Genomic DNA, 25,565 nt, shown 5'->3' with positions numbered 1-25,565 from the left:
GTCGTTGGCGTCGGGGGGCAAAGCGGCGAATGGTCCGAATTCTCAGGCTGATACTCAGGAGGCACATTCGATGCGCTACATGATGACCTATGACCTGATGGAAACCATGCGTAACACCAACCAATGGCTTGGTGCAACCGCAAGCGCGATGGCATCCTACCCCCTGTTCTCGATGACACCCAACCCGGCCTTCAACTGGATGGCTGCATGGGGCGAAGTAACCGAGCGCACATTCCAGCGTATGGTCGTCAAGCCTGATTGGGGCATCCGCACCTTTACCTGCGAAGACGGCAAGGACCATCTGGTCGATATCACAACCGTGCTTGAGCGTCCTTTCGGCGACCTGATCCATTTCCGCGTTAATGGACGCAAAGAACAGCCGCGCAAGGTGCTGCTGGTTGCGCCGATGTCGGGGCATTACGCGACCCTGCTCCGCTCGACCGTCAAAAGCCTGCTTGTCAATTGTGAGGTCTACATTACCGATTGGCATAACGCGCGCGACATTCCCGTGTCCGAAGGCAAGTTCGATGTCGAGGATTACACGCTCTACCTTGTCGATTTTATGAAAGAGCTCGGCCCCGAAACGCATGTTATTGCGGTTTGTCAGCCCGCACCGCTGACTCTGGCCGCAACCGCCTATCTGGCCGAGGTCGAGCCGAAGGCGCAGCCAAGTACCCTGACGCTGATCGGCGGTCCCGTCGACCCCGACGCAACTCCGACCGAAGTTACGGATTTTGGTCGCCGTGTTACGATGGGTCAGTTGGAAGAAACGATGATCCAGCGGGTTGGCTTTAAATACAAGGGCGTAGGCCGGATGGTGTATCCCGGCTTGCTACAACTGGCTTCGTTCATGTCAATGAATGCCGAACGTCACAGCAAGGCGTTCTCGGATCAGATTCAGCGCGTTATTCGTGACGAGGCATCCGACCACGATGCCCATAACCGGTTCTATGACGAATATCTGGCGGTCATGGACATGACTGCCGAGTTCTATCTTTCGACCGTTGAACGTGTCTTCAAAAACCGTGAGATCGCGCGCAACGAGTTCGTTGTAGCCGGCCACAAGGTAGATATCGGCAAGATCACTGATGTGGCTGTGAAATCGGTCGAAGGCACGAATGACGATATCTCAGCCCCCGGGCAATGCATCGCGGCGCTGGATTTATGCACGGGTCTGCCCGACAGCAAAAAGGCCAGCCATGTTGAACCCGGCGCGGGTCACTATGGCATTTTTGCGGGCCGCAGCTGGCGCGACAACATCCGTCCGCTAGTGATTGATTTCATGAATGAAAACAGCCGCAAACCCCGTCGACGAGCCGCCAATAGCAACAAAGTTGCATGAGCCGCGCAGCGGCAGGAGACCTTCCTTTCCGTTGCAATTGCGGCGCCCTTTCGGGGCGCATTACTGAACACGGCGTCGTATCCGGCACTCATGTCGTGTGTTTTTGCCATGACTGCCGCGCGGCTCAGCTGTATTTTGAACAGCCCGACCCTGCACCCGGCCCAGTCGAGGTGTTTCAGATGTCACCGGAAGACATCAAGATCGATGCAGGGGTCGAGCACTTGGCAGCCATGCAACTTAGCCCCAAGGGCATGTTGCGGTGGTATGCCAGATGCTGCAACGCGCCGCTGGCCACGACGCCGACAACTCCAAAATTTCCGTTCGCGGGTTTTATCGTCAAACGTATTCCCCACCCCAGCAGTTTGGGTCCCATTACTACGCGTGGATTTGTGCCAAGGGCTGACGGCAAGCAGTCTCATGAGAAAATCCGCTATGCCGCTATGGGTCTGCTTAAACGCGTACTAAAATCGCGTCTGTCCGGGAGCTGGAAGAAAACGCCATTCTTTGACTCTGAAACCGGTCGGTCGGTGGTGCAACCAACTGTTCTGACCAAGAACCAGCGCGCGGTTTTCTACGACTAGGTCAGCCGCAGTGGTTTCCGGAGCCAATCCTGCAGCATCGCAATCACGGATTCGGGTGCTTCCAGTGTCGGATAGTGCCCGGCCTCATCAATCACGCGCAACTCTGCATCCGGAATGAGATCAGCCATGAAGGTATTCTTGCGGACCGGATTCTCCGCATCATGGGCACCGCAGATGATCAGCGTGGGCATCCTTATCCGGCGCAGCGTGCCTTGTTGGTCCGGACGGCGTTGCATGGTTCTTATCTGACGCACAAACACATCCGAGCCCAATTCCTCGGCCATCTGCAACACTTCGTTCAAAATCGGGATGCGTTGCGGACCGGGAGACAACATGTCCGAGCCGATCAGCTTGCGCATCACTTCGTCCAACCTCCCCGCCTGCGCGCCAACGATCAGGTCTTCGCGACTCGCCGCGATATGAGGTGTGTCGGCCTGCGCATCCGTCGCCAGCAAGGCCAATCGTGTCACCCTCTCAGGTGCGCGCCGCACGATCTCAAGCGCGACGCCACCACCCAGACCAAACCCGCACAAAGCAAACCGGTGCGGCAGTTGATCCAGCAAGCCCGACGCGATTTCTTCGAATCGTTCACCGCCGGTGATCGGTGCGACCATAACTGCACGTTCACGCGACAGCGCGGTGATCTGCGCCTGAAACAACCGTGCATCGCACATCAATCCGGGTAGCAAAACCAACGGCTCGATCACCTCGGTGCCCTCCGCTCGTTGTTATTGTTTTGTTACAGGATGAGAGGTTTGCCAACGGCGGGCAAGTAAAACTTCACGGATAGCTGATCGCCCGAAACGGTGGGAAATCCGCATAGCGTTCCTGCCTTTGGCCCAGCGGTTCATCGGGCTCCGCCCCGGCCCGCAACAGGCAGCCGCGCGGGGCGATATAGCTGTCGATCCGCCGTACAGGCTTGGGCCGCCAAACCAGATTGAACGCGCTTAATTTGGGAAAAAACCAAATCTCGGAATAATCCAGATGGTCATGCATCCACCACGCCAGATCGCGCCAATCGCGCCCCTGCGCATAGCGGTCTGCAAACCACGGAATTACCACAGACGCCCCTGCTACACGTGCGTCACCTTCGCCCCAATCCCAAATGTGGCACTCCAACGGGTTGTCATTGCGGGCACAGTTCAACCTGTTCTCGTTCCCGAACCGGTTCAGAGATCGCGAGCGATAGCCCGAGCGCACCGCGATACGACCAAAGGTTTCTTCCAGCGGATCCAGCAGGGTCTCGCAAAACGCGCGCCCGGTCTCGATCGCAAGATCAGGGTTGTCGGGAATATTTTGCAATGCGTGAAAGTTCCCGATCTCGGAATATAGGAAATCACGCATGAAAAAATGCCGGGATAGTCGCACGCGACCCAACGTCTCAAGGCTCCACATACTGCCCGGTCTACGCATATTCAGCCACCGCCTTGCCTCTGAATCCCCTGCTCTGACAGCCACTCCAATATGCCCGCGACCGCCGCGTCGGTCTGACCCGGTGACATCAGACGCCCCGCGACCACGTGTGAGGCCGGATCATCCCCGGGCCCCATTGTCACCAATGAAACCATCGCCTGACCACCCCAGGTCTTGGCCGCCTCATGCATTTTTTCCGGACGCACCACCTGATCATCATCAGAAAACCAGAACAGCGCCGGAACCCGCGCGCCCGAGAAGTCCAGCGCATCGACCGCATCTACAAGGGCAAACATCGGCACGACCGCCTCCCACGGATAAACAGTTGTCCAAAAGATGTTCTTCTCGGGATCAGTGCTTGAGACATCCCGGTCCTGTCCCATCAATGGCGGCAGCCAATGCCGGGCCCACGGCAAGGATGGCACCCAGGAACCAGCCGAGTTTACGCCAAAGTTCGGCGATACCAAAACCAACGCAGCCACATCAGTGCTCAGTTCCGTGTCCATCGCAGCCGCGGCGGCCAGGGTCGCCCCCGTCGAGGTTGCGATCACAATGACTTGCTCACCAACAGCCCTGGCGGCAGCCAACGCCTCGGCTGTATCCTGCATCCAGCCCGACGCCGTACCTTCGGCCATTGCGTCCCCATCGCGGCCATGCCCCTGAAGCCTTGTGTAGACAAGGTTGGCACCCAACGCGTCCGCAACGCGATCAGGTACTGGCCTGATCTCCTCGGACGTGGCGGAAAACCCATGAATGTAGAGCACCGCAAAAGCTGTCCGCTGTTCAACAAAACCATCCTGCCAGATCACGCGCTTTTCAACACCTGGCACGATGTCATCATAGGCGGATTCGATGCTTTCAAAGTAAACCTGAACGCCCTCGCCAAATTCGCGCGGATCGAAACGCGGATGCAGGTCCACTGGCTCGCGCGGGCCAAAGGCGTAGATCAACACACCAACCAGCGTCAAACCCACCAGCACCCGCGCCAAAACCCAGCCCAGGCGACGCATCAGGTGCCTTCCAGGACTTCTCGCAGAGCCTGCTCAATCAACCCGAGGCATCGCTCATCCGAGAACCTGTGATCCGCATCTTTGACCAGCAGCAGTTGCATGTCCGGACCAGTGGCATGATCCAGCAGGCGCACTGCCGTATCGGTCGAGACGGCCGTATCTGCTGTCCCCTGCAGGAGACGCACAGGGAAAGGCAGATCAAGCGAAGCGCGCAAAACCAACCGCTGCCGCCCATCCTCAATCATCCGCTTGGTGATGACGTAGGGCTCCATGTAGTCCGATGGTAGTTCCACATGTCCAACCGTCTCTAGTTCAGATTTCTGCTCGTTCGAAAACGACGCCCAATACCCATCCTCGGTAAAATCTGGGGCCGCCGCAATTGTCACCATACCTGCGATCCGTTCGGGCATGACACGCGCCAGCAACAGCGCTTGCCACCCGCCCATCGACGATCCCACAACAACCAGCGGACCATCAGTTAACCGAGAAACTGCAGCCAGCGTATCCTCGTGCCAGTCCCCGATACACCCGTCAGTAAAGGCGCCCGAGCTTTCACCGTGCCCCGAATAGTCAAACCGAAGGAACCCCTGCCCGCGCGCGCGCGCCCACGCTTCCAGATGCACCGCCTTGGTGCCCTCCATATCTGATTTCAAGCCACCTAGAAAAACGATGGTCGGCCCGCGCCCATCACTCTTGTGATACGCCAGACGTCGTCCCTGCGCGGTTTCCAGAAATTCTGCCTCTGCCATGCTACCCTCATTGCTTGTCAGCCCATCATGCATGTCACGCACCTCTCTGCAATTGCCCGATCCTTCTTCATCTGGCTAAAAATACCTCGGTGAGTGCGAGGGGCTGGCCCCTCGCTCCTGCCCTTGACACCTGTGTCCCCACCTGCCACATGAGCCGAGCATACATAACCCGCAACCGGGCGTTCAGTGGGCGCCAAACCGACGAGGAGAGCCGATATGGCCCTGGACTCACAGTCAGTCTCCCTTACCTTTCCCGATGGCAATTCCCGATCCTATGAAGCAGGCGTTACGCCCGCACAGGTCGCCGCCGACATCTCGACCTCGCTGGCGAAAAAAGCCATTTCTGCCACGGTGAATCGACAGCATTGGGACCTGCAATGGCCAATCGAAGCCGACGCGCAAATCGCTATTCACACCATGAAGGACGAGGCGCAAGCCAATGAGCTGATCCGACACGATCTGGCGCATGTCATGGCCCGCGCCGTGCAAGAGATTTGGCCCGCAACCAAGGTCACCATTGGCCCCGTCATCGAAAACGGCTGGTACTATGACTTTGACCGTGAGGAACCGTTTACGCCCGAAGATCTCGGCCTCATCGAGAAAAAGATGAAAGAGATCATCAACAAGCGTGACCCGGTGACCACCGAGGTCTGGGATCGCGATCGCGCAATCGAGTTCTACAAGGCCAATAATGAGCCCTATAAAGTTGAACTGATCGAATCCATCCCGGGTGACGAACCGCTGCGCATGTATTGGCACGGTCACTGGCAGGATCTCTGCCGTGGCCCGCACTTGCAGCACACCGGTCAACTGCCGGGCGACGCGTTCAAGCTGATGTCAATCGCCGGGGCTTATTGGCGCGGCGACAGCGACCGCGCAATGCTACAGCGCATCTACGGCGTGGCCTTCACCGGCAAGGAAAAGCTTAAGGCTCATCTGCACATGTTGGAAGAAGCCGCCAAGCGCGACCACCGCAAGCTGGGTCGCGAGATGGATTTGTTCCACATGCAGGAAGAGGCCCCAGGGCAGATTTTCTGGCACCCTAATGGCTGGACCATCTACACTCTTCTGCAAGATTACATGCGTCGGCAACAGCGCAAAGGTGGCTATGTTGAGGTCAACACCCCTCAGGTCGTCGACCGCAAGCTGTGGGTAGCCTCGGGTCATTGGGACAAATACCAAGAGAACATGTTCATCGTCGAAGTGGACGAGGAACATGCACGGGAAAAGGCGGTCAACGCCCTGAAACCGATGAACTGCCCCTGCCACGTGCAGATTTTCAATCAGGGTCTCAAATCCTATCGCGACCTTCCTCTGCGCATGGCCGAGTTCGGATCGTGTAACCGGTACGAACCTTCGGGCGCGCTGCACGGCATCATGCGCGTGCGTGGCTTTACCCAGGATGATGGCCATATCTTCTGCACCGAAGACCAGATCGAATCCGAAACCGCTGAGTTCATTCGGTTCCTGTCCGGTATCTACAAAGACCTCGGGTTTGAGAACTTCTCGGTCAAATTCTCGGACCGGCCGGAAAAACGCTCAGGATCGGACGAAGTTTGGGACAAGGCTGAAGCCGCCCTGCTCAGCGCAACCCGCGCGGCTGGGATCGAGCCGGAACTCAACCCGGGTGAAGGGGCATTCTACGGCCCGAAACTCGAGTTTGTTCTGACCGATGCGATCGGGCGGGATTGGCAATGCGGCACGCATCAGGTGGACTTTGTTCTGCCCGAGCGACTGGACGCCACGTATATCGGCGCTGATGGTGGCAAACACCGCCCAGTTATGTTGCACCGCGCGACCTTGGGCTCGTTTGAACGTTTCATCGGCATTCTGATCGAAGAACACGCGGGCAAGCTGCCGTTCTGGCTGGCCCCGCGCCAGGTCGTTGTGGCCTCGATCACCTCCGAGGCCGATGAGTATGTGGCCGAAGTGGTCAGCACCCTTCGCGCAGCAGGCATCCGCGCCGAGGCGGATATTCGCAACGAGAAGATCAACTATAAAGTCCGCGAACATTCGGTTGGCAAAGTGCCGATCATTCTGGCCGTTGGTCACCGTGAAGTCGAAGATCGCACGGTCAGTGTCCGTCGCCTTGGCGAAAAACAGACGCGGGTCCAATCGCTTGAGGCTGTAACAAATGAGTTGAGCGTGGCTGCAACGCCCCCCGATCTGCTGTAACATTCGGCAGCAAACCGCTAGAAATCCGGCCCGGTATTTTGGGCCGGATTGAAACAAATATCATTTTTCAATTCAAAAACAATTTGTTAACGTTCAAGGGTGCATGACGACCTTTGACGGGGTTGTGAGACACGGGCTCGTGAATTCAACTGCTGCCCCTGAACCATTACCTTGTCGTTGTCACAAGCAGACATACGCAGTCATTAACAAGGATTACCAAGATGTCGAACACTGCAAAAACACTGGTTATCGCAAGCGCAGTTGCTGCAGCCGTTTCCGGCGCGGCCACAACCGCAACAGCCCAGGCCAAAGAAAAGTGCTATGGCGTTTCTTTGGCAGGTCAGAACGACTGTGCAGCCGGCCCCGGCACAACTTGCGCGGGCACTTCGACCGTCGACTATCAGGGCAACGCATGGACCCTGGTTGACGCAGGCACTTGCGCCGACATCGAGCTGCCTAAAACAGCGGACGGTGCAGATCGCAAAGGTTCGCTTGAGCCGCTGGAGCGTGACCTGCCTGCATAAGGCTTTTCCGAATGAACCAGAAAGGGCGGGCAGGATCGCCCGCCCTTTCCACGTGATCAGGGGATTTGCAAATGTTGGACAATGCGCTCAGATCGAACCGGCTGCCTGCAGCACCGGGCGTTGGTTACAAACCACAGCATTTCTCGCAGATTCTTGAACAGGCCAAGCCTGTGGCGTGGCTAGAGATTCATGCCGAAAACTATATGGGCGATGGTGGCAGACCTCTGGCACAACTGCGTCACCTGTCCGAACAATTCCCCATTTCAGTGCATGGTGTCGGGCTGTCGATCGGCGGCGAAACGCCACTTGACCCCGATCACCTGGACCGCCTGAAGCATCTTATCGGCTGGTTGAACCCGGCCAGCTTTTCGGAGCATTTGGCCTGGTCAACCCATGACAGCCACTTCCTGAACGATCTACTTCCTCTGCCCTATACCGATGCCACTCTGGCCCGCGTTTGCGACCATATCGATCAGGTGCAAGAGGTGGTCGGGCGGCAAATGCTGTTAGAGAACCCCTCAAGCTATTTGGCTTTCGAGGAAAGCACATGGTCCGAACCTGATTTCTTGCGAGAAATCACCCGGCGCACCGGATGTGGGTTGCTGCTGGACGTGAACAACGTCTTTGTTTCAGCCACCAATCTGGATTTCTCACCGCAGGGCTATATTGATGCCTACCCGCTAGACCAAGTCGGTGAGATTCACCTGGGCGGGCATGACGAAGACGAAGACGATCATGGGCATCCCTTGCTGATCGACAGCCACGGGCGCGAAGTGGTGGACCCGGTCTGGGCGCTGCTGGACTACGTACTAGACAAATCCGGCCCCAAACCCCTGTTGATTGAATGGGACACCGATGTGCCGGACTGGCCAGTGTTACGGGCCGAAGCCGAGCGCGCGCAAAAAGCGCTGGATCGCGTGCCCGCATGAGCGTGTCGCAAACGACATTCCACACCGCGCTGCTGGATGCCAGCCAGCCCATCCCTGATGGCCTATTGGACGCCGAGGCGCAGCCCGCCGGTCGTCGCTTCAGCGTCTATCGCAACAACGTCGCCGTCTCACTGACCGAGGCGATGCGTCAGGCCTTCCCGGTCATCACAAAACTGTTGGGACCGCAGAATATGGACGGGCTGGCTGGAATATTCTTACGCCAGCACCCGCCCTCCTCACCCCTGATGATGTTTTATGGCGAGGAATTCCCTAAATTTCTGGAAGGAATGGAGCAGTTGTCGCATCTGGGCTACCTGCCGGATGTTGCCCGTCTGGAACTGGCGCTGCGTAGGGCTTACCACGCCGCTGATCGACAACCCATAGATGCCGAAGCGCTCAGCTTGCCACCGGAAGATTTGATGCAAGCCAAACTGACCCTCGCGCCGTCGGTGCAGGTGTTGCGTTCAAGCTGGCCCGTACATGCGATCTGGCTATATAACACCGAAGAAGGCGCGCCGAAACCTGAGGCGGGCGCTCAGGATACTTTGATCATGCGTCCCGAATACGACCCTGCCCCACACCCATTGCCACCCGGTGGTGCGGCATGGATCGCGCTGATTCAAGATGGCAAATCCATCGGTGAGGCATTTGAATCCACCATGGCCGAAACACCCGAATTTGATCTTGGAACCACTCTGGCACTGCTTTTGCAGGGCGGTGCAATAACTTCTGTGACTATCGAAAGGCTGGACACATGACTGCCCTGATCTCAACTTACAATAATGCGATGGAAAAAGCGGATCACGCGTCCGGTTGGCTGACACCAACCCTGGCTCGGGTGGTCTTTATCGCCGTGTTGTTCGTCTACTACTGGAACTCGGCCACGCTGAAAATCGACGGCTCAATCTTTTCGCCATCGGCCGGAGCCTTCGGTCAGATCTTTCCCAAAGCGGCCGAAGCGGTGCTGTATGATGTGACTCAGATGACCTTTTTCCAGCGGGTCGTCATCTTCTTTGGCACAGTGGCCGAATTTGTCCTGCCTGTGCTTTTGCTGGTCGGCCTGCTGACGCGCCTTGCCGCGCTTGGCATGATCGGATTTGTCTGGGTTCAAACACTGACCGATGTCACCGGGCATGGCATCAAACTGGGCGGCTTGTTCGACAACGCAATTACGTTGATGGATCAGCGCGTGATGTGGACATTCCTGCTGCTGGTGATTGTGATCAACGGCGCGGGTCCGCTGTCTCTGGATCGGTTATTACGCCTGAAGTGACCTAGAAATGTGCCTTGGGCTCGTCCGGTTTTCCTGCGGCGAGCCCGAGCAACCCTGCTACGCCTGCAAAGGCAATCGGGAACATGGTGAAAACACCGAAGCCAAAGGCGTAGTACATCCCAGCGGCAGAAATCAGCAGCAAAATGCCTGCAATCAGAGCCCGCGAATGGGCCATCGCCCCGCCAACGATTGCCAACAAAGGCGCCACGATCGAAGCCGTCTGGATCAACTCGGGGTTCTCTACCTGCTCGGCAATGCCTTCGATCTCACCAAACTGGTCGATCAGTTCCACAAAGCCGTAGCCAAAAAAGCCGACGATCATCCCGATCAGCCCGGCAATGACGCCTAAAATCATGGCAGCGTTTCGCATTCACAGGTCTCCGCTTGTTGCCCGTGTCACATAAGCAGTTCTTCAGGCAACACCAAGGGCCTGACGGGTTTCAGGCGTCCAGCCCAGATACATCTGACCATTGGATACTATCAATGGGCGTTTCATCAGGGTCGGATGATCAGCCAACAGCGCGAGCACCGGTCGATTGCGTGTGTCATCATCCAATCCCCGCCAGGTTGTTGATCGCGTATTGAGCAAGGCTTTGCCGAAAGTCTCGTACGCCTCGGACAGCACATTTTCGGGAACCCCTTGCGTGCGGACATCAACGAAAACCGCATCTGGAAGCAGTTTCAATGCCTTACGGCACGTATCGCAAGTTCTTAACCCATATAGCTGCATTATCTAACTAATCCTGTAATCGCTGCAAATTTAGACAAACCCATCAGGCTGCCCCAGTTATTCTTGATTTTTTACTTCACCGTGTAATGTTGAAAAAGGCGAAACACGCGACCCGGGCTGTATCGTGAGGGCGAACAGTGACGTGTGGCGGTTTTGCCAGCCAAGGCCCCCACCAATTTGTGGGACAACTTGTAAGTAGAAGGAGACACGGGAAATGCCAACCGGCACCGTGAAATGGTTTAATACAACCAAAGGCTATGGTTTTATTGCGCCCGACGAAGGGGGCAAAGATGTGTTTGTTCATATCTCGGCCGTAGAACGATCCGGTCTGACCGGACTCGCTGACAATCAGAAAGTCTCGTACGAGTTGCAGGACGGACGTGACGGCCGCCAAATGGCTGCTGATTTGAAGCCGCTGTAAGGCACAGCCCGCCCCGGCGGGAAAGATAAAAGAAGGTTGACGGCCAATTTCAGGCCGTTAACCGCAAACCCTAGTGAACGCGCCCACCTTGGGACGTGCTCAGTTTTCTGTTGAATCAACCCTCTCGGATAACAGCCTCAAACTCACGCCATTCCCGTGCGGTCATGCCTGAGTTTTCCTGAGTGACATCTTCACCGCTGAGCATCCGACGCAAGCAGGTCACCATCTGCGCCGAGAGGTTGACTGCGCCAAGGCGGTAGTCCTCAAACGCACGGTAGGCAAACGGTACCCAGTCGGCGACAATCTTGCACATGGTATCTGCGTAAACGCGGATTTCGTACTGCGCGTGCGGGTCGGCACGCAGACGCAAGAAGTGGAACAAGTTGTGCAAGTCCACCTTCCAATACCATTGCGTATAAATGTTGGCTGGAAGGTTCATCCGCGCCAGTTCACGCGCAAGCCCTTGCTGGCCGTCCTGACCGATCATCGCCTCGTAGTTGTCATAGCAGCGCGCACTGTCCGCTTTCAGTATCTCCAACACACGCGCGGCCTCTTCGCCTTGCAATGAGTCTCCACGGCCCTGATTGTTAACCTCGGATTGCGCGGCGACATGTTCGGGTGCCGGGATATAGAACTCTCGATCCAGTATCGAATACCGCGCCGAATATTCGTTCACATTCGCCGTGCGGTGGCGGATCCACTGGCGGGCTACGAATACGGGCAGTTTGACGTGCAACTTGATCTCGCACATTTCAAACGGGGTCGAATGCCAGTGGCGCATCAGATAGCGGATCAGACCTTCATCATTTTGCACCGACTTGGTGCCTTTGCCGTAGGAAACACGCGCGGCCTGACAGATCGCAGCATCGTCGCCCATATAGTCGATAACGCGGACAAACCCGTGATCCAGAACCTGATGTGCCGTGTACAGATGATCTTCCATACCTTCGGCAACGACGCGGCGGGTCGGGCTCGACTGTGCGCGCTGAGCTTCGATCTCGGCCAGTTGGTCGGCAGACAGAGGCATGAAATTATCCTTTCCAGCAATGAGTCGCCGACCACTATATATCGGCAAGCTTGCCATCGGAACCGCGATATGTGCGGCGCAATGCGCTAAATCGGAATTGTGTCCGGCCAGCCCCTCGACATGGGATGAAGGCGCGCTAAGGTGCTTGGCATCACAACCAATGCAAGGAAAGTCGCGATGGGGCTGACATATCTCCACACCATGGTCCGCGTGAAGGATCTTGAGAAATCCATAGCGTTTTATGAACTATTGGGCCTGAAGGAAACGCGCCGTTATGAAAGCGAGGCTGCGCGGTTCACACTGGTATTCCTTGCCCCACCGGGACAAGAGGACACGCCCATTGAACTTACATATAACTGGGACGGCGACGACGCGTTGCCCAGCGATAGCCGTCATTTCGGGCACCTCGCCTATGGCGTCGACAACATTTACGAGACCTGCCAACACCTTCAGGACAATGGCGTTTTGATCAACCGCCCGCCGCGCGACGGGCGCATGGCATTCGTCCGCTCGCCTGACAATATCTCAGTTGAGTTGCTGCAAAATGGTGAAGCGCTGGCCCCGGCGGAGCCTTGGTCTAGCATGGAAAGCACCGGCCACTGGTGATCCGCTGGCTGGGAGCACTGGGGCTGGCTGTCACGGGCAGCCCCCTTTGGGCCGAGACCTGCCGCCTGGCGCTGGCGCTGGCGATGGACATCTCGACCTCGGTGGACGCGACCGAGGATGCGCTGCAACGACAGGGGCTGGCCAACGCATTGATTGCGCCCGAGGTGCAGGAGGCTTTCTTCCTTTCACCTCAACCGGTTGCATTAGCCGTCTATGAATGGTCCGGCAGTTTCAACCAGACATTGCTTTTGGATTGGACGATAATCGATACTCGGGCCAATTTGATCTCCGCCGCGCATCGGATCGGGACATCGAAGCGATCGGAAGACGAGTTTCCAACTGCGATGGGTCACGCACTGGCTTTTGGGGCGACCTTGCTGGAGAGCGCCCCGAATTGTCTGTTCCAAACCATCGATATCTCGGGCGATGGCAAGAACAACGATGGCTACGGGCCACAGATCGCTTACAAACACTTTCCGTTCGAAAACACGACCGTGAATGGTCTGGTGATCAATGCAGCTGATTTCGAAGGAGAAATCGACTTGATCCCGTTCTTTCAGAAAAATGTTCTACACGGACCCGGAGCTTTTCTTGAGATCGCCGCCGGGTTCGAAGATTTTGAGCGTGCCATGCGTCGCAAACTGGAACGGGAATTGAAAGGATTGGAACTTAGTGCGTTGCAACCGGATAATGCGAAATGATCCGCCTGTGTGTGACACTTCTTTGCCTGCTGGCCAACCCGCTTTCAGCGCAATGTCGACAGGCCTTGGCGTTGGGAATGGATGTCTCTGGTTCGGTCGACAGTCGTGAGTACAGGTTGCAACTTAGTGGCCTTGCGGCGGCGTTGCGCCATCCCGAGGTGGTTCAACTGATCCTTTCAAACCCGTCCACCTTTGTACGGATCGCTATCTACGAATGGAGCGAACCTGGCCACCAACGCCTCTTGCTTGGTTGGACAGATGTTCGCTCGACTGCTGATCTGCGTCGAATTCAGCAATATTTAGAAAGCACAACACGCTCATCAGCGCCGCAGGGAACGGCGGTCGGGTCGGCCATGTTGTACGGTGCTGAGATGTTGGAGAGCCAAAGCGATTGCTGGCGGCGAACACTGGATCTGTCCGGTGATGGTAAACACAATCTCGGACATCACCCGCGGGACATAAAAGCCGCTTTGCAAAACACTGATATTACGATCAATGCCCTAGTAATCGGTATCGACGACCCCAATCCAGGAGACACTCGCCAGGTAGAGATTGGGGAGCTATCCGCCTATTACCACGCGTGGGTCATCCGAGGCCCCGATGCTTTCGTCGAAGTCGCCCTTGGCTTCGAAGCCTATGAAGATGCGATGACACGTAAACTGATCCGTGAGCTTGAGGGTCTGTCGCTCTCCCAAACTCAGCCATCAAAGCTATCAGTAGATATACCGAATCTGATCGGTCCAATATCGTTCGACCCGACGCAGTGAACCGGTGATCTCTTCAATCCCATCGGTCCCGATCACGCCGCGGTTTTGCAGCCCTTCGGCATGGCGGGCGAACAGGTCTGACACGATGTCACGAATCTCGCGCCCGCGCGGGGTCAGGCGTACCCGTACCGAGCGGCGGTCGATCTCGCATCGTTGATGGTGCATATAGCCCATCTCGACCAGTTTCTTAAGATTGTAGCTGACATTGCTGCCTTGATAGTAACCACGGCTCTTCAACTCTCCGGCGGTTACTTCATGGTCGCCTATGTTGAACAACAGCAGGGCCTGCACCGCGTTGATTTCCAACACGCCGACGCGCTCGAATTCATCCTTGATGACGTCCAGAAGCAAGCGGTGTAGACGTTCGACCAGTGCCAACGCCTCAAGATAGCTCGTCATGAACCCCTTGGTCCCGGGCGCGGTGACCTGTAACTCCATACTCATTCAATCCTCCGATTCATCGCGCTGTTTCTGAAAACATGACGCGAATTCCCGAAAAATCGGTTAAGCCTGATGATTGCTTATTTTTGAAAGGTTTGCGCGATATCCGCGATCAATTCGGCCAGCGGTTCCGGCGGACTGGCCTGACCAGTGACCCATTGATAAAGGTCCTGGTCATTTTCATGCAGCAAGGCATCGTATGTGTCCAATCCCGTCTCGTCCATCGAAGACAGATTGCGATCGGCATATGCCGTCAGGATCAAATCCATCTCTTTGATGCCCCGCCGCATCGAGCGCATTTTCATGCGCTTGATCCGGGTCTCACGCGGCTCGGTCATTGATTGCGTTCCAATTTCAGACGCAGCGCTTTTTCGACGCGAGCCAGACGCTCGGAGTTGGCTCGCATCTCACCTCGGATCGTGCGTAGCTCTGCAACAAGATCGCGCAATTCCGAGTCCGTATCGCCATGCAGGCTTGTTTCGTCCATGCCGTCGCCCTCGCCCGTCAGAAGCCACATGATCGAGACATTCAGTAGCCCCGCCATCATCGACAGCTTGTTCGCGCGGGGTTCCGACAAATCATCTTCCCACGAAGTGATCGTGGCTTTTTTGACACCAAGCCTGCGGGCCAATTGGGTCTGCGTCATGCCTGCGGCTTCGCGTGCGCCAGCAACGCGATCCCCGAAGGTTGCGGTGTCCGGTCCGAACCAGTCTGTTTCGTCGTTCATCGGGGTCTCCAAAGGGTAAAACTCAATTGGCTTGATCGTTATTTCGGCGCACCCTATGACAGTCGGGCTGAACATACAAACCGAGGCCGACCATGAGTTTCCTGTCTGCGACACTGTCACGCGTAAAACCCTCGCCCACCATCGCGATGACGTCCAAAGCAGCCGAGCTGAAGGCCGCCGGGCGCGATGTGATCGGGCTGAGCGCAGGCGAGCCCGATTTCGACACGCCGCAGAACATCAAGGACGCCGCCGTGGCCGCCATCGCTGCGGGCAAGACCAAATATACTGCTCCGGACGGCATCCCCGAGCTGAAACAGGCGGTTTGCGCCAAGATGAAGCGTGACCACGGATTGGACTATACGCCCGCTCAGGTCTCGGTCGGGACCGGGGGTAAGCAGACGCTTTACAACGCGCTAATGGCTACGCTGAACGAGGGCGATGAGGTCCTCATCCCCGCGCCCTATTGGGTCAGCTACCCGGACATGGTGTTGCTGGCCGGTGGCACACCCGTGATCGTCGAAACTTCGCTGCAGACCAATTTCAAACTGACAGCGGATCAACTGGAAGCCGCGATCACACCTAAAACGAAATGGTTCATCTTCAACTCACCCTCGAATCCCACCGGAGCGGGCTATAGCCGGGCTGAACTGAAAGAACTGACAGATGTCCTGATGCGGCATCCGCATGTTTGGGTGATGACCGATGATATGTATGAGCACCTGGCCTATGACGGGTTCGAGTTCTGCACGCCCGCACAGGTGGAACCGAGACTTTATGATCGGACGCTGACCTGCAATGGCGTCTCCAAAGCCTATGCCATGACCGGTTGGCGTATTGGCTATGCGGCAGGCCCGGTCGAGTTGATCGCCGCGATGCGCAAGGTGCAATCTCAATCAACTTCGAATCCCAGTTCGGTCAGCCAATGGGCAGCAGTCGAGGCTCTGAATGGAACTCAAGCATTCCTTGCGCCGAATAATGAGATCTTCAAACGCCGTCGCGATCTGGTCGTCGACATGCTCAGCCAAATCGACGGTATCTCGTGCCCGACACCCGAAGGCGCGTTCTACGTCTATCCATCAATTGCAGGCTTGATCGGGAAAACCACACCCGCGGGCACTGTGATAGATTCGGACGAAACCTTCGCAATCGCCCTGCTGGAAGAGGCCGACGTGGCGGTTGTGTTTGGCGCAGCTTTTGGTCTGTCCCCCAATTTCCGCGTCAGCTATGCGACCTCTGATGAAGCCCTGACTGAAGCCTGCACACGCATCCAACGTTTTTGCGCCGCGCTCACCTGATACCGGAGTTTTTTATGTCCACAGCCCTGCCTGAATACTATTTCCGCGTGCGCGAAAATGGGGCAGCGGTGTTCAGGATCGACACGGAAAATCGCCATCGCCGGATCGAGATGGAACAGATCGCGGTCATCAACATCCGCAATGGCGAGGTCAAACCGCAGGGCCAGCGTGTACTAAGCGACGCCGACAACGATGAAATCGCGCGCTGGATGGAAGAGCGCAAAGCCCTGCTATCCCGCCGCGATATGGATGATATACACCGTGCGGTTGACTACCTGAATCTGACCACGCAATGGGCTCAGTCTAAAGCAACGGATGCGCAATTAGAGGACGTGACCGACCCATTGCTGATGGCAATGCACGACTTGCGGTCGGTACTTGTTCGAAAGAAATCCGACCGGATGAGCAAAGAATGATCCCCTAGGCGGGAACTTCTCCTACATCGCGCACCGACCTTAGCCAGAAGCGCGCCATCAACAATACGGCAGCACAAGCGAGGCCAATCACGAGGCCAAGCCAGACTCCGATCCCCTCCATACCTTGAACAAAGCCGAAATAGTACGAAGCGGGGATACCGATCACCCAATAGCTGAGTGCGGCCATCACCATCGGTATTTTTGCATCCTGCAAACCTCGCAACAGGCCTAGTGCGATGACCTGCGCCCCATCGACCAGCTGGAACAACGCAGCCATCGCCAGCAGGCCAGTACCGATTAGCAGGATCTGTGGCCGCTGCGGATCATCGGCCTCCATAAACAGCGAGATCAGGGGCTCAGCGCGTGTCAGGAATAGAACAATCGTCAAGACCGACACGATCAACGACATCCCGGTCACCGTAATCGCGCCTTTCTCAAGATGCGCCCGATCCCGTCGACCCAACGCGTTGCCCGCCCGAATAGTCGCCACATTAGACAGGCCCAAATGAACCATGAACGTCGCCGAGGCGAGGTTTAACGCAATCCCGTGAGCTGCCAGCGGCACTGGACCCAACCAGCCCATCATGACAGCAGAGATCGCGAATAACGACACCTCCGCCAGTGTCGTCAGACCGATGGGAACGCCCAAACGCAGCACGCTCATGAACATCTCCCAATCCGGGCGCCAAAACCGCTGAAACAAGCTGTGTTCCGGCAACGCACGCACCGCATAGATCACGACCGCCACCAATGATACGATCTGCGTCACCACTGACGCGATAGCCGCACCAATCACCCCAAGTTCGGGCGCGCCCCAGTTTCCGAAGATCAGCGCATAGTTGGTCACGCCATTGACCACAGCTGCAACAATCGTGATCCACAGCACAATCTGCGTCCGCTCAAGCGCGGCCAAATAGGACTTCAGGACCATCACCAACAGCGCCGGGAACAAGCCCCACCCCGCGACCCGCAGGTATACTGACGCAGTTTCAGCGACTTGCGGCTCTTGCTTCAAAGCAATCAGGATCGGATGGGACCACCACAAAAGGGGCATCATCACCGTCGCATAGATCAGTGATAGCCACAGACCCATACGAGTGGAGCGGCGAATGCTGGTCTCATTCTCCTCGGCGGCAGCGGTCGCCACCATTGGCATTACGGCCCACCCAAACCCGGCACCAAACAGGAACAGGACGAAGTAATAGCTGTTGGCCAGCGTCACGGCAGCCAACGCCTCGACCCCGTACCAACCTAGCATGACGGTATCGGTCAAACCAATCGCATACTGTGCCAGATGCCCGCCAATCAATGGCAGGCCCAGCACCGCGATTGCGCGCAAATGGCCGGGATATGTCATCACCTTGTTCATTCCGCCAGCCTTAGGCTTGCGCGCTGCCCGAGACAAGAGCGGAACAAACTTATTTCATAATGAGACTCGCAAGAACAAAGCGACGAAAGCCATCACCTTTGGTGCAACGGCTTTACAGCTTATCGATTTTCAACCGATCTTCGCGTCAGGATGCAGCGCTGTCCCCAGAATGTGGTCCGAGTTATGAATTACGTGATGCGCCTGCCCAACTATCAACGGATCAGGCTCACCCACGATCCTGAGGTCTTTGTCCGGGTAGTCCAGCGTCGACAGGAAATGCCGCATGCAGTTCAGACGCGCGCGTTTCTTGTCGTTGGATTTGACAATCGTCCAGGGCGCATCAGCGGTGTCGGTGTAGAAGAACATCGCCTCTTTCGCCTCGGTATAATCATCCCATTTGCTCAGGCTAGCCTTGTCAATCGGTGACAGTTTCCATTGCTTCAACGGATCAGTTTCACGACTCCCAAAGCGCCGCTGCTGCTCTTCCTGCGTGACCGAGAACCAGTACTTATAAAGTTGAATGCCCGAGCGCACCAGCATCCGCTCCAACTCGGGCGTCTGCCGCATGAATTCCAGATACTCATTGGGTGAGCAGAAGCCCATCACCCGCTCGACGCCCGCACGGTTGTACCAGGACCGATCATAAAACACCATCTCGCCCACGGTGGGCAGCTGCTGCACATAACGCTGGTAATACCACTGCCCCTTCTCCTCATCCGTCGGCTTGTTCAATGCGACCACACGCGCCTGACGCGGGTTCAGATGCTCCATGAACCGCTTGATGGTCCCACCCTTGCCGGCGGCGTCGCGGCCCTCGAACAACAGCACAAACCGCTGCCCTGTCTCCTGCGCCCACAATTGAACCTTCAGCAACTCTGCCTGCAGCTCGGCCTTTTGCGCCTCGTAATCCTTGCGTGCCATCTTGCGGCCATAGGGGTACTTGCCGCTCTCAAAAGCTTGCCGGATTTTCTCGGATGTTGGTGCCGAGGCATCCGCCTTCAGGTCAGTTACAGCTTTGATCTGAGATGATTTTTGTTTGATCTGGGGTGCCGCATCCATACATGTTCTCCTCGGTTTCACTGTCGAGGAGATGCTTAGCCGATTGTCACACGGCGCGCTTTGATTGGTGTCAAATTGACATAGGTTTTATCGGGGCGTCAAAGAACAGGCCTATGCCCGTTCTTTACATGACCCCAAAATACATAGGGGGGAGCGGCCAGCCCCGCACTTACCGATGTCCCCAATCATCAGGATTGTCCGAGTTGTTCGGCGACAAGCCCAAAACGTCTCCGTCAGTCGAACACCCCAAACCCAAAACGGTTCTGTTCGCATAGGAGAAATACGAACAAACCTGATTGATCTCAAGAATCTCGCCATCTTCCCACCCCGCCTCTCGCAGAGCGATCACGTCCGCCTCGGTCAGATCACCGGGTGCCTCGGTCAGCTTGCGCGCATATCTCATCGCTTCGACCTGTGCCGCGTCCAGCGGGGCCGAGGCCGGATCACGCGCCTCAATCGCCGCACGGATCGCATTGCCGCGCACCTCATCCTGCAGCAACCGCTGCAATCCGGAAAAGTGATGTTCTACGCAATACCCGCACCGGTTCAGAGAGCTGACCCACACGCCCAACACTTCAAGAAACCATTTTGGCACCTTGTTGGCCGAATGGTGCAACACGTTCTTGTAGACTGCCATATGGGCTTCCATCGAATGCGGCCGCAGGCTGTGCGCCATCATGATGTTGTCTACATTGTTGTCCGGCCCGGTGACCCGGTCATAAAGCTTCCTCAGCTTTCCCGTAGCCTCTTCGAATGGAATGGTTCTGATCCAACTCAATTCTTCTGCTCCCCTAATTTCTGCTTCCGGAACAAAGCCTAAACGGGATTTCGAAACATGACGAGACCTTGGAAAGCTCGCGGTTTGATAACAATCTGTTTTGCATAACTGATATATGCTGGGCAGCTACCCTTACTGTCTGCTACGTCCCTATTGAAACAACTTTCTGACCAAAGACTTTTCAACTGTGCGCCCACTCATCTGTATTTTTGCCCTGTCTTGTTTTGGCTCTGTTATAGCTATGTTCAATCCAGCGTTCTCAGATTGGTTATTGCTGACAGGACCGTGCGCATTGGCAAGTTTGCTACTGCTGTTCGGAAAAAGGCTACGCCGGCTCAAAACTTCGAAAAACTGGGCTGTCGTCGATGGATCAAATGTTTTGCACTGGAAAGGCGGTGTTCCTAATATCGCCACAGTGCGCGAGGTTGTCGACGAGTTGAAGACAAAGGGGCGGACACCGGGCGTCGTCTTTGATGCCAATGTAGGATACAAAATCTCAGATCGCTATATGAACGACAGTTCCCTTGCGGCTTTGCTTGGGTTGCCATGCAGCCACGTGATGGTTGCGCCGAAGGGTACTCCTGCCGACCCGCTGGTCCTTCAGGTAGCGCGGGATCTCGGCGCTGCTATCGTCACAAATGACCGGTTCCGTGATTGGGATGACGAATATTCGGATGTGCTTGAGAAAAGTTCTCTTGTTCGAGGTGGCTTTAAAGACAAAACTCTCTGGCTGTCATTGTAAACGCGCTGCAATACAGCGCTGAATATCGCTCCGGTTCCGTTGGCCCCGACAAACCGGATACAACACCTCGCGTCCCTCTTCCCCCGGACCACATCACCTGCCATAATGGGGGAAACTCAAAAACAAGAGCAGCACCCATGCCCGACGATCTGTTGACGCCAGAAACAACGACCGCTTACGACGCCTCGTCCATCGAGGTGCTGGAAGGTCTGGAACCGGTCCGCAAACGCCCCGGCATGTATATCGGCGGCACGGATGAGCGTGCATTGCACCATATGGTGGCCGAGATACTCGACAACTCAATGGACGAAGCTGTTGCGGGCCATGCCAACCGGATAGAGGTCGAGCTGCACGCAGATTACGCCCTGACCGTTCGTGACAACGGGCGCGGCATTCCGATCGACCCGCATCCCAAGTTCCCCGACAAGTCGGCACTTGAAGTGATCCTCTGTACCCTGCACGCAGGCGGTAAATTCTCGGGCAAGGCGTATCAGACTTCGGGCGGTCTGCACGGTGTGGGTGCATCGGTGGTGAATGCCCTGTCGGATTCGATGGTCGTGCAGGTGGCACGCGACAAACAGCTATTCGAACAACGCTTCTCGCGCGGTATCCCTCTAGGTCCGGTGGAAAAAGTAGGCGCAGCGCCCAACCGGCGCGGTACAACCGTCACGTTCCACGCCGACGCGGACATCTTCGGCCACCACAAATTCAAACCCGCGCGCCTATTCAAATCCATCCGCTCCAAGGCCTATCTGTTCTCGGGCGTCGAAATCCGCTGGAAATCCGCCATCGACGACGGCGAAACCCCGACCGAGGCGACCTTTCACTTCCCCGGCGGTCTTTCGGATTACCTGAAGGAGACGATGAACGGCTCGTCGACCTATGCCGAGCAGCCCTTTGCCGGCACCGTGGACTTTAACGAGAAGTTCGGCACCCCCGGCAAAGTCGAATGGGCGATCAATTGGACACCTTCGCGCGACGGGTTCATCCAGTCCTACTGTAACACCGTCCCAACCCCCGAAGGCGGCACACATGTCGCCGGTTTCTGGGCTGCGGTCCTCAAGGGGATCAAGGCCTATGGCGAGCTGATCAACAACAAAAAGGCCGGTCAGATCACCCGCGACGACCTAATCACCGGAGGCTGTGCGCTGGTGTCGTGCTTCATCAGTGAACCGGAGTTCGTCGGCCAGACAAAAGACCGCCTCGCCACAGTCGAGGCGCAGCGGCTGGTCGAAAACTCGGTCCGCGACCATTTCGATAACTGGCTGGCGGCTGATACGAAATCCGCCGGGGCGATCCTCGACTTCCTCATCCTGAGGGCCGAAGAACGCCTGCGCCGACGGGCCGAGAAGGAAACACAACGCAAGTCCGCCACTAAGAAACTTCGTCTCCCCGGCAAGTTGGTGGACTGTAGTAGTTCAACACGGGACGGCACGGAATTATTCATCGTCGAGGGCGACTCGGCAGGTGGCTCTGCCAAAATGGGCCGCGACCGAAAGACCCAAGCCCTACTGCCGCTGCGCGGCAAAATCCTGAACGTGTTGGGCGCGGCCAGTTCGAAACTGGGCACCAATGCCGAAATCAACGACCTGACCCAAGCGCTGGGTGTTGGCCTTGGCACCAAGTTCAACGTCGACGACCTGCGCTATGACAAGGTCATCATCATGACCGACGCGGATGTGGACGGGGCGCATATCGCCTCGCTGCTGATGACGTTCTTCTTTACCCAGATGCGACCCATGATTGATGCAGGTCACCTCTACCTCGCCTGCCCGCCTCTCTATCGCCTGACCCAGGGCGCCAAACGCGTCTATTGTCTGGACGAGGCCGAGCGCGACGAATGGCTCGAAAAAGGTCTGGGCGGCAAAGGCAAGATCGACGTCTCGCGCTTCAAAGGTCTGGGTGAAATGGACGCCAAGGACCTGAAAGAGACCACCATGGACCCCGCCTCCCGCAAACTGATCCGCGTCACCATAGACGAGGACGAACCCGGCGAGACCGGCGATCTGGTCGAGCGCCTGATGGGCAAAAAACCCGAACTGCGGTTCCAGTATATCCAGGAGAACGCGCGGTTTGTTGAGGAGTTGGATGTATAGAGAAATTGCTTTGAAAAAAATTCAGTTTCACGAAGGTTTTGCTTTTGGCCTTTTTGTAGCCGCGATGTGTTCAGCAGTTACCTGTGCTGCAGTTGTTGACTGGAAACTGAACCAAGAAACATTTGTAGATATTCTGTTGGCGATTTCCGCACTTGGTGCAGCAGCATTGACGATTCAATCGATCCGAAAGCAGATGCAACAAGAACGCGAGCTGACGATCGAACAACTGCTCAGAAAACTCAATGCAGATCGAGCGCTGTTGGGTTTTGCTTTGCATGATCTTCACGATATTTTTCTAAACGCTTCAAGACAAGCAATATACCCAAAAGCTGGTTACAATCTGGATTGAGGCAAAATTGTCAATTGTTGTGAAGCGGTCGGGAAATGCGTGGAAAACGCGGACCCTGAAAGCTCTAAAGTGCTGGCCGGTTTAATGTCAAAGGCTCAATATTTAACTGCTAGACACAAAGAGGCATTAGAAAGCGAAGCGCTTTTGTCTTCCGATGACACCTGCGATGATTTTTTCATGGACACGCTGATAGTTTCCAAATCCGAAGTAGCGGTCCAAATGCTAGAATTTGTGCTACTTTGTGCTGCAGGTTTCAATTACGCTAGGCTCAATGCTGATACATTTGAAGAGCCACAATTTGATGGTCAGGGTTTAGCCGCGTCTTTCTGCAACTATGTTTCTCACAAAGCGGAAGGCCACCCGCTTTGGCATAAAATACAATACCACTGTAATCAGCAAGCGTAGGATGGGTGCTCGCACCCATCAAATTTCCCGCGTCCTGTGGTAGGTTTAAGCCCCAATCCTACTTGATTACACCTGTCGCGTCAGCCTAAACGGGCGAATTGGGTGCTTGCTTGATGCATTGCATCGAGCATTTGGTGGATAGCGCGGAACGTGTCCCCAACCCGTGGGCCATGCTTCAGCCCGGCACACCGCAACCCCCTTGCCTAACCCGTTGATCTCGTTCACACTTACCCTCAACCCGTCATCCAAGAACGACATTTGAGGTTCTGAGCGTCCAAGACCCAATTTAACCACGAACAATTTTCCGAACGGGAGGACGACATGAAAACACTAACCCTAGGGCTGGCCCTGACCCTGCTGGCCTCGGCAGCCCCCGCGCAGCAGATGCTCAGCACTGCATCCCCAATCCCAGACGGCGCCGAGACGCGGTTTTGCTACTATGACGGCATGGCCTATTCGCCAGACGCCTTCATCCTGCTGACCGGTGACAACACCGTAACCTCAACCATCAGCACGCGCGAGGAACGCTTGCTGCGGTGTCATCGCAATGACGATGGCTCTCTGGTCTGGAAACCGCAGAGCACGTTTCAAACCAACAACTGACGTAGGATGGGTTTCCAACCCATCAAAGCGGAGCGGGGACGATGGGGTAAAACCCCATCTTACCCAACATTCCGATCCAACCAGTCGGCAATCTGTTCGGCTGGGCCTTCCCAGTCCGGCTCCATGAACAGAAAATGCGCGTGGTTCTCGGCGGGCAGGAAAGTCGCGCGGTCTCCATAAAGCTTCGCCAGAGCACGGCAGGTGTTGGGGTTCACGGCCCGGTCCTCGGTGCCTGAAACGATCAGCACCCGGCAGTCGACCTTGTCGATGTCCACCTTCATCGCGTGGTGATCGTCGAACATCCAGAAGAACATCTCGAACATCACCCGCCCGCTTTCGGGGCCAAGCTGGTCGAACACTTCGTGCTGCTGCGCCTCGGGCATCTTGTTGAGCGCAAAAGGGGCCATCAGTTCGAAATCGACGCGCATGGGCTGTTTCCAGAACGCCCCACCCTCCATCAACGCGCGCGGCACAGCGCGTTCGTCGTCGGTTTCCGGCAATGTGCCCCAAGCCGCGTTTGGGTTGATCAGGACAATTGCGCTGGCCAACCCCCGAGACGCCACCTTCTGCGCCACTACCCCCGCAATCGCATGGCCCAGTAGCACGGGTTCGCTATCCAACCCCTGCACGAAGTCCGAAATGTCATTGGCGTAATCTAGGACGCTTGTGTCGGTGAGGCCGGGATCGGGATCTGCCTTGGGGTCGCCACCATGGTAGCGTAGCGCGGGCGTATGCACCGTCCAGCCACGTGCACGAAAGAAGCCCGCATAATCCTCCATACACCACGGTCCGGCAAAAGCACCGTGGATCAGAACAATCTCTTTCGTCATGAAAATCTCCCTCACCTCCGACCAGTATGAGAGGTGAGGGATGGGTTCGGCAAGCCTGTTAGTGTGCTGCGTTGAAGAGCGTTGTCAGGTTTTCTTCGGTCAATTCGATTGGGTTACCTCCGCATGAGGGGTCGATGATTGCGCCTTGTACCAGTTCGGGGATGGCGGCTTTGGTGACGCCGAGGTCGGAGAGTTTGCGGGGGATGG

32 protein-coding genes and 1 pseudogene are annotated in these 25,565 nt (G+C 56.4%); 18 read left to right on the top strand and 15 right to left on the bottom strand.

The features are described 5' to 3' along the window. Positions 1-70: 70 nt before the first annotated feature. Together phaZ and ACR0AY_RS00160 are read left to right on the top strand one after the other, a co-directional pair. On the top strand, positions 71-1,342 hold the full coding sequence (gene phaZ, locus ACR0AY_RS00165) for a polyhydroxyalkanoate depolymerase (RefSeq protein ID WP_170510709.1): 1,272 nt from the start codon (positions 71-73) through the stop codon (positions 1,340-1,342). Next, positions 1,339-1,923, top strand: a complete 585-nt coding sequence (locus ACR0AY_RS00160; protein ID WP_170510712.1) for a DUF6151 family protein — start codon at positions 1,339-1,341, stop codon at positions 1,921-1,923. Before phaZ ends, ACR0AY_RS00160 begins: the two co-directional genes overlap by 4 nt. Here ACR0AY_RS00160 and ACR0AY_RS00155 read toward each other — a convergent pair. From ACR0AY_RS00155 to ACR0AY_RS00140, 4 genes are all read right to left on the bottom strand, one after another. Next, entirely contained in the window at positions 1,920-2,630 is a 711-nt protein-coding gene (locus ACR0AY_RS00155; RefSeq protein ID WP_170510715.1) for an alpha/beta fold hydrolase, read from the bottom strand. The genes ACR0AY_RS00160 and ACR0AY_RS00155 overlap by 4 nt on opposite strands. Before the next feature lie 73 nt (positions 2,631-2,703). Further along, positions 2,704-3,318 carry a hypothetical protein gene (locus tag ACR0AY_RS00150; RefSeq protein ID WP_170510826.1) on the bottom strand — a complete coding sequence of 205 codons (615 nt, stop codon included), beginning with the start codon at positions 3,316-3,318 and terminating at the stop codon, positions 2,704-2,706. Between the two features lie 20 nt (positions 3,319-3,338). Next, positions 3,339-4,346 carry an alpha/beta fold hydrolase gene (locus ACR0AY_RS00145; RefSeq protein WP_170510718.1) on the bottom strand — a complete coding sequence of 336 codons (1,008 nt, stop codon included), beginning with the start codon at positions 4,344-4,346 and terminating at the stop codon, positions 3,339-3,341. Continuing rightward, on the bottom strand, positions 4,346-5,095 hold the full coding sequence (locus ACR0AY_RS00140) for an alpha/beta fold hydrolase (RefSeq protein WP_170510723.1): 750 nt from the start codon (positions 5,093-5,095) through the stop codon (positions 4,346-4,348). The genes ACR0AY_RS00145 and ACR0AY_RS00140 overlap by 1 nt, the downstream gene beginning before the upstream one ends. 216 nt (positions 5,096-5,311) lie before the next feature. Here ACR0AY_RS00140 and thrS point away from each other — a divergent pair, with 216 nt between their 5' ends. From thrS to ACR0AY_RS00115, 5 genes are all read left to right on the top strand, one after another. Further along, entirely contained in the window at positions 5,312-7,270 is a 1,959-nt protein-coding gene (gene thrS / locus ACR0AY_RS00135; protein WP_170510726.1) for a threonine--tRNA ligase, read from the top strand. Positions 7,271-7,491: 221 nt separating this feature from the next. Continuing rightward, positions 7,492-7,794, top strand: a complete 303-nt coding sequence (locus ACR0AY_RS00130; protein ID WP_010439128.1) for a BufA1 family periplasmic bufferin-type metallophore — start codon at positions 7,492-7,494, stop codon at positions 7,792-7,794. 71 nt (positions 7,795-7,865) lie between these two features. Beyond that, positions 7,866-8,723, top strand: a complete 858-nt coding sequence (bufB, locus tag ACR0AY_RS00125) for an MNIO family bufferin maturase (RefSeq protein WP_170404857.1) — start codon at positions 7,866-7,868, stop codon at positions 8,721-8,723. Beyond that, the gene (locus ACR0AY_RS00120) at positions 8,720-9,481 is read left to right on the top strand and encodes an HvfC/BufC family peptide modification chaperone (protein ID WP_170510729.1); all 762 of its coding nucleotides are present in this window, start codon (positions 8,720-8,722) and stop codon (positions 9,479-9,481) included. Before bufB ends, ACR0AY_RS00120 begins: the two co-directional genes overlap by 4 nt. Then, the gene (locus ACR0AY_RS00115) at positions 9,478-9,996 is read left to right on the top strand and encodes a DoxX family membrane protein (protein ID WP_170393639.1); all 519 of its coding nucleotides are present in this window, start codon (positions 9,478-9,480) and stop codon (positions 9,994-9,996) included. The genes ACR0AY_RS00120 and ACR0AY_RS00115 overlap by 4 nt, the downstream gene beginning before the upstream one ends. A gap of 1 nt (position 9,997) precedes the next feature. Here the strand turns inward: ACR0AY_RS00115 and ACR0AY_RS00110 are convergent, their stop codons facing one another. Both ACR0AY_RS00110 and ACR0AY_RS00105 read right to left on the bottom strand, forming a co-directional pair. After that, on the bottom strand, positions 9,998-10,366 hold the full coding sequence (locus ACR0AY_RS00110; protein ID WP_170393641.1) for a hypothetical protein: 369 nt from the start codon (positions 10,364-10,366) through the stop codon (positions 9,998-10,000). Between the two features lie 42 nt (positions 10,367-10,408). Then, on the bottom strand, positions 10,409-10,726 hold the full coding sequence (locus ACR0AY_RS00105; RefSeq protein ID WP_170510732.1) for an ArsC/Spx/MgsR family protein: 318 nt from the start codon (positions 10,724-10,726) through the stop codon (positions 10,409-10,411). Positions 10,727-10,940: 214 nt separating this feature from the next. Between ACR0AY_RS00105 and ACR0AY_RS00100 the strand changes: the two genes are divergently transcribed. Next, positions 10,941-11,147, top strand: coding sequence for a cold-shock protein (locus tag ACR0AY_RS00100; protein WP_008758035.1), 207 nt, complete (start codon positions 10,941-10,943; stop codon positions 11,145-11,147). 115 nt (positions 11,148-11,262) lie between these two features. Here the strand turns inward: ACR0AY_RS00100 and thyX are convergent, their stop codons facing one another. Then, positions 11,263-12,174, bottom strand: coding sequence for an FAD-dependent thymidylate synthase (gene thyX / locus ACR0AY_RS00095; protein WP_170510735.1), 912 nt, complete (start codon positions 12,172-12,174; stop codon positions 11,263-11,265). Between the two features lie 177 nt (positions 12,175-12,351). On the opposite strand from thyX, the gene ACR0AY_RS00090 reads away from it, so the two are divergent. The 3 genes from ACR0AY_RS00090 to ACR0AY_RS00080 are packed head-to-tail and all read left to right on the top strand — an operon-like array spanning position 12,352 to position 14,248. Further along, on the top strand, positions 12,352-12,780 hold the full coding sequence (locus ACR0AY_RS00090; protein ID WP_170510739.1) for a VOC family protein: 429 nt from the start codon (positions 12,352-12,354) through the stop codon (positions 12,778-12,780). Then, positions 12,777-13,481: a DUF1194 domain-containing protein gene (locus tag ACR0AY_RS00085; RefSeq protein WP_170510742.1), complete on the top strand. Its 705-nt coding sequence runs from the start codon at positions 12,777-12,779 to the stop codon at positions 13,479-13,481. Before ACR0AY_RS00090 ends, ACR0AY_RS00085 begins: the two co-directional genes overlap by 4 nt. After that, positions 13,478-14,248, top strand: coding sequence for a DUF1194 domain-containing protein (locus ACR0AY_RS00080; RefSeq protein WP_170510745.1), 771 nt, complete (start codon positions 13,478-13,480; stop codon positions 14,246-14,248). The genes ACR0AY_RS00085 and ACR0AY_RS00080 overlap by 4 nt, the downstream gene beginning before the upstream one ends. Here ACR0AY_RS00080 and ACR0AY_RS00075 read toward each other — a convergent pair. The 3 genes from ACR0AY_RS00075 to ACR0AY_RS00065 form a co-directional block, all read right to left on the bottom strand. Then, entirely contained in the window at positions 14,195-14,692 is a 498-nt protein-coding gene (locus ACR0AY_RS00075) for a MarR family winged helix-turn-helix transcriptional regulator (protein WP_170393651.1), read from the bottom strand. The genes ACR0AY_RS00080 and ACR0AY_RS00075 overlap by 54 nt on opposite strands. A 77-nt stretch (positions 14,693-14,769) precedes the next feature. Continuing rightward, positions 14,770-15,027, bottom strand: coding sequence for a succinate dehydrogenase assembly factor 2 (locus ACR0AY_RS00070; RefSeq protein WP_170510748.1), 258 nt, complete (start codon positions 15,025-15,027; stop codon positions 14,770-14,772). Next, positions 15,024-15,416: a helix-turn-helix domain-containing protein gene (locus ACR0AY_RS00065; RefSeq protein ID WP_170393655.1), complete on the bottom strand. Its 393-nt coding sequence runs from the start codon at positions 15,414-15,416 to the stop codon at positions 15,024-15,026. The genes ACR0AY_RS00070 and ACR0AY_RS00065 overlap by 4 nt, the downstream gene beginning before the upstream one ends. 92 nt (positions 15,417-15,508) lie before the next feature. Here ACR0AY_RS00065 and ACR0AY_RS00060 point away from each other — a divergent pair, with 92 nt between their 5' ends. Both ACR0AY_RS00060 and ACR0AY_RS00055 read left to right on the top strand, forming a co-directional pair. Continuing rightward, the gene (locus tag ACR0AY_RS00060) at positions 15,509-16,711 is read left to right on the top strand and encodes a pyridoxal phosphate-dependent aminotransferase (protein WP_170420989.1); all 1,203 of its coding nucleotides are present in this window, start codon (positions 15,509-15,511) and stop codon (positions 16,709-16,711) included. 14 nt (positions 16,712-16,725) lie between these two features. Then, positions 16,726-17,127: a hypothetical protein gene (locus ACR0AY_RS00055; RefSeq protein WP_170404825.1), complete on the top strand. Its 402-nt coding sequence runs from the start codon at positions 16,726-16,728 to the stop codon at positions 17,125-17,127. A gap of 4 nt (positions 17,128-17,131) precedes the next feature. Here the strand turns inward: ACR0AY_RS00055 and ACR0AY_RS00050 are convergent, their stop codons facing one another. From ACR0AY_RS00050 to ACR0AY_RS00040, 3 genes are all read right to left on the bottom strand, one after another. After that, positions 17,132-18,496 (bottom strand): MATE family efflux transporter, encoded by a 1,365-nt coding sequence (locus tag ACR0AY_RS00050; protein ID WP_170510749.1) that lies wholly within the window; start codon positions 18,494-18,496, stop codon positions 17,132-17,134. A gap of 129 nt (positions 18,497-18,625) precedes the next feature. After that, positions 18,626-19,555 carry a polyphosphate kinase 2 gene (gene ppk2, locus ACR0AY_RS00045; protein WP_170404818.1) on the bottom strand — a complete coding sequence of 310 codons (930 nt, stop codon included), beginning with the start codon at positions 19,553-19,555 and terminating at the stop codon, positions 18,626-18,628. 169 nt (positions 19,556-19,724) lie between these two features. Continuing rightward, positions 19,725-20,333 (bottom strand): peroxidase-related enzyme, encoded by a 609-nt coding sequence (locus tag ACR0AY_RS00040; RefSeq protein ID WP_170510752.1) that lies wholly within the window; start codon positions 20,331-20,333, stop codon positions 19,725-19,727. Positions 20,334-20,520: 187 nt separating this feature from the next. Between ACR0AY_RS00040 and ACR0AY_RS00035 the strand changes: the two genes are divergently transcribed. From ACR0AY_RS00035 to ACR0AY_RS00015, 5 genes are all read left to right on the top strand, one after another. Next, entirely contained in the window at positions 20,521-21,075 is a 555-nt protein-coding gene (locus tag ACR0AY_RS00035; RefSeq protein ID WP_480453574.1) for an NYN domain-containing protein, read from the top strand. 137 nt (positions 21,076-21,212) lie between these two features. Then, positions 21,213-23,171, top strand: a complete 1,959-nt coding sequence (gene parE / locus ACR0AY_RS00030) for a DNA topoisomerase IV subunit B (RefSeq protein WP_170510755.1) — start codon at positions 21,213-21,215, stop codon at positions 23,169-23,171. Further along, positions 23,164-23,520 (top strand): hypothetical protein, encoded by a 357-nt coding sequence (locus ACR0AY_RS00025; protein ID WP_480453572.1) that lies wholly within the window; start codon positions 23,164-23,166, stop codon positions 23,518-23,520. Before parE ends, ACR0AY_RS00025 begins: the two co-directional genes overlap by 8 nt. Before the next feature lie 39 nt (positions 23,521-23,559). Then, a complete protein-coding gene (locus ACR0AY_RS00020; RefSeq protein ID WP_480453570.1) occupies positions 23,560-23,925 on the top strand; it encodes a hypothetical protein in 366 nt (121 codons plus the stop codon). Positions 23,926-24,246: 321 nt separating this feature from the next. Beyond that, positions 24,247-24,528, top strand: a complete 282-nt coding sequence (locus tag ACR0AY_RS00015) for a hypothetical protein (RefSeq protein WP_170420982.1) — start codon at positions 24,247-24,249, stop codon at positions 24,526-24,528. 59 nt (positions 24,529-24,587) lie between these two features. On the opposite strand, the gene ACR0AY_RS00010 is transcribed toward ACR0AY_RS00015, so the two are convergent. Both ACR0AY_RS00010 and ACR0AY_RS00005 read right to left on the bottom strand, forming a co-directional pair. Further along, positions 24,588-25,358, bottom strand: coding sequence for an alpha/beta fold hydrolase (locus ACR0AY_RS00010; RefSeq protein ID WP_170510761.1), 771 nt, complete (start codon positions 25,356-25,358; stop codon positions 24,588-24,590). A gap of 58 nt (positions 25,359-25,416) precedes the next feature. Further along, positions 25,417-25,565 (bottom strand): annotated as a pseudogene (locus tag ACR0AY_RS00005) (iron-containing alcohol dehydrogenase); the annotation flags it as partial.

It is taken from the genome of Ruegeria sp. A5, from assembly GCF_056543005.1.
The sequence above is the reverse complement of the archived record's forward strand: the minus strand, read 5'-3'. Positions and strand labels throughout refer to the sequence as shown.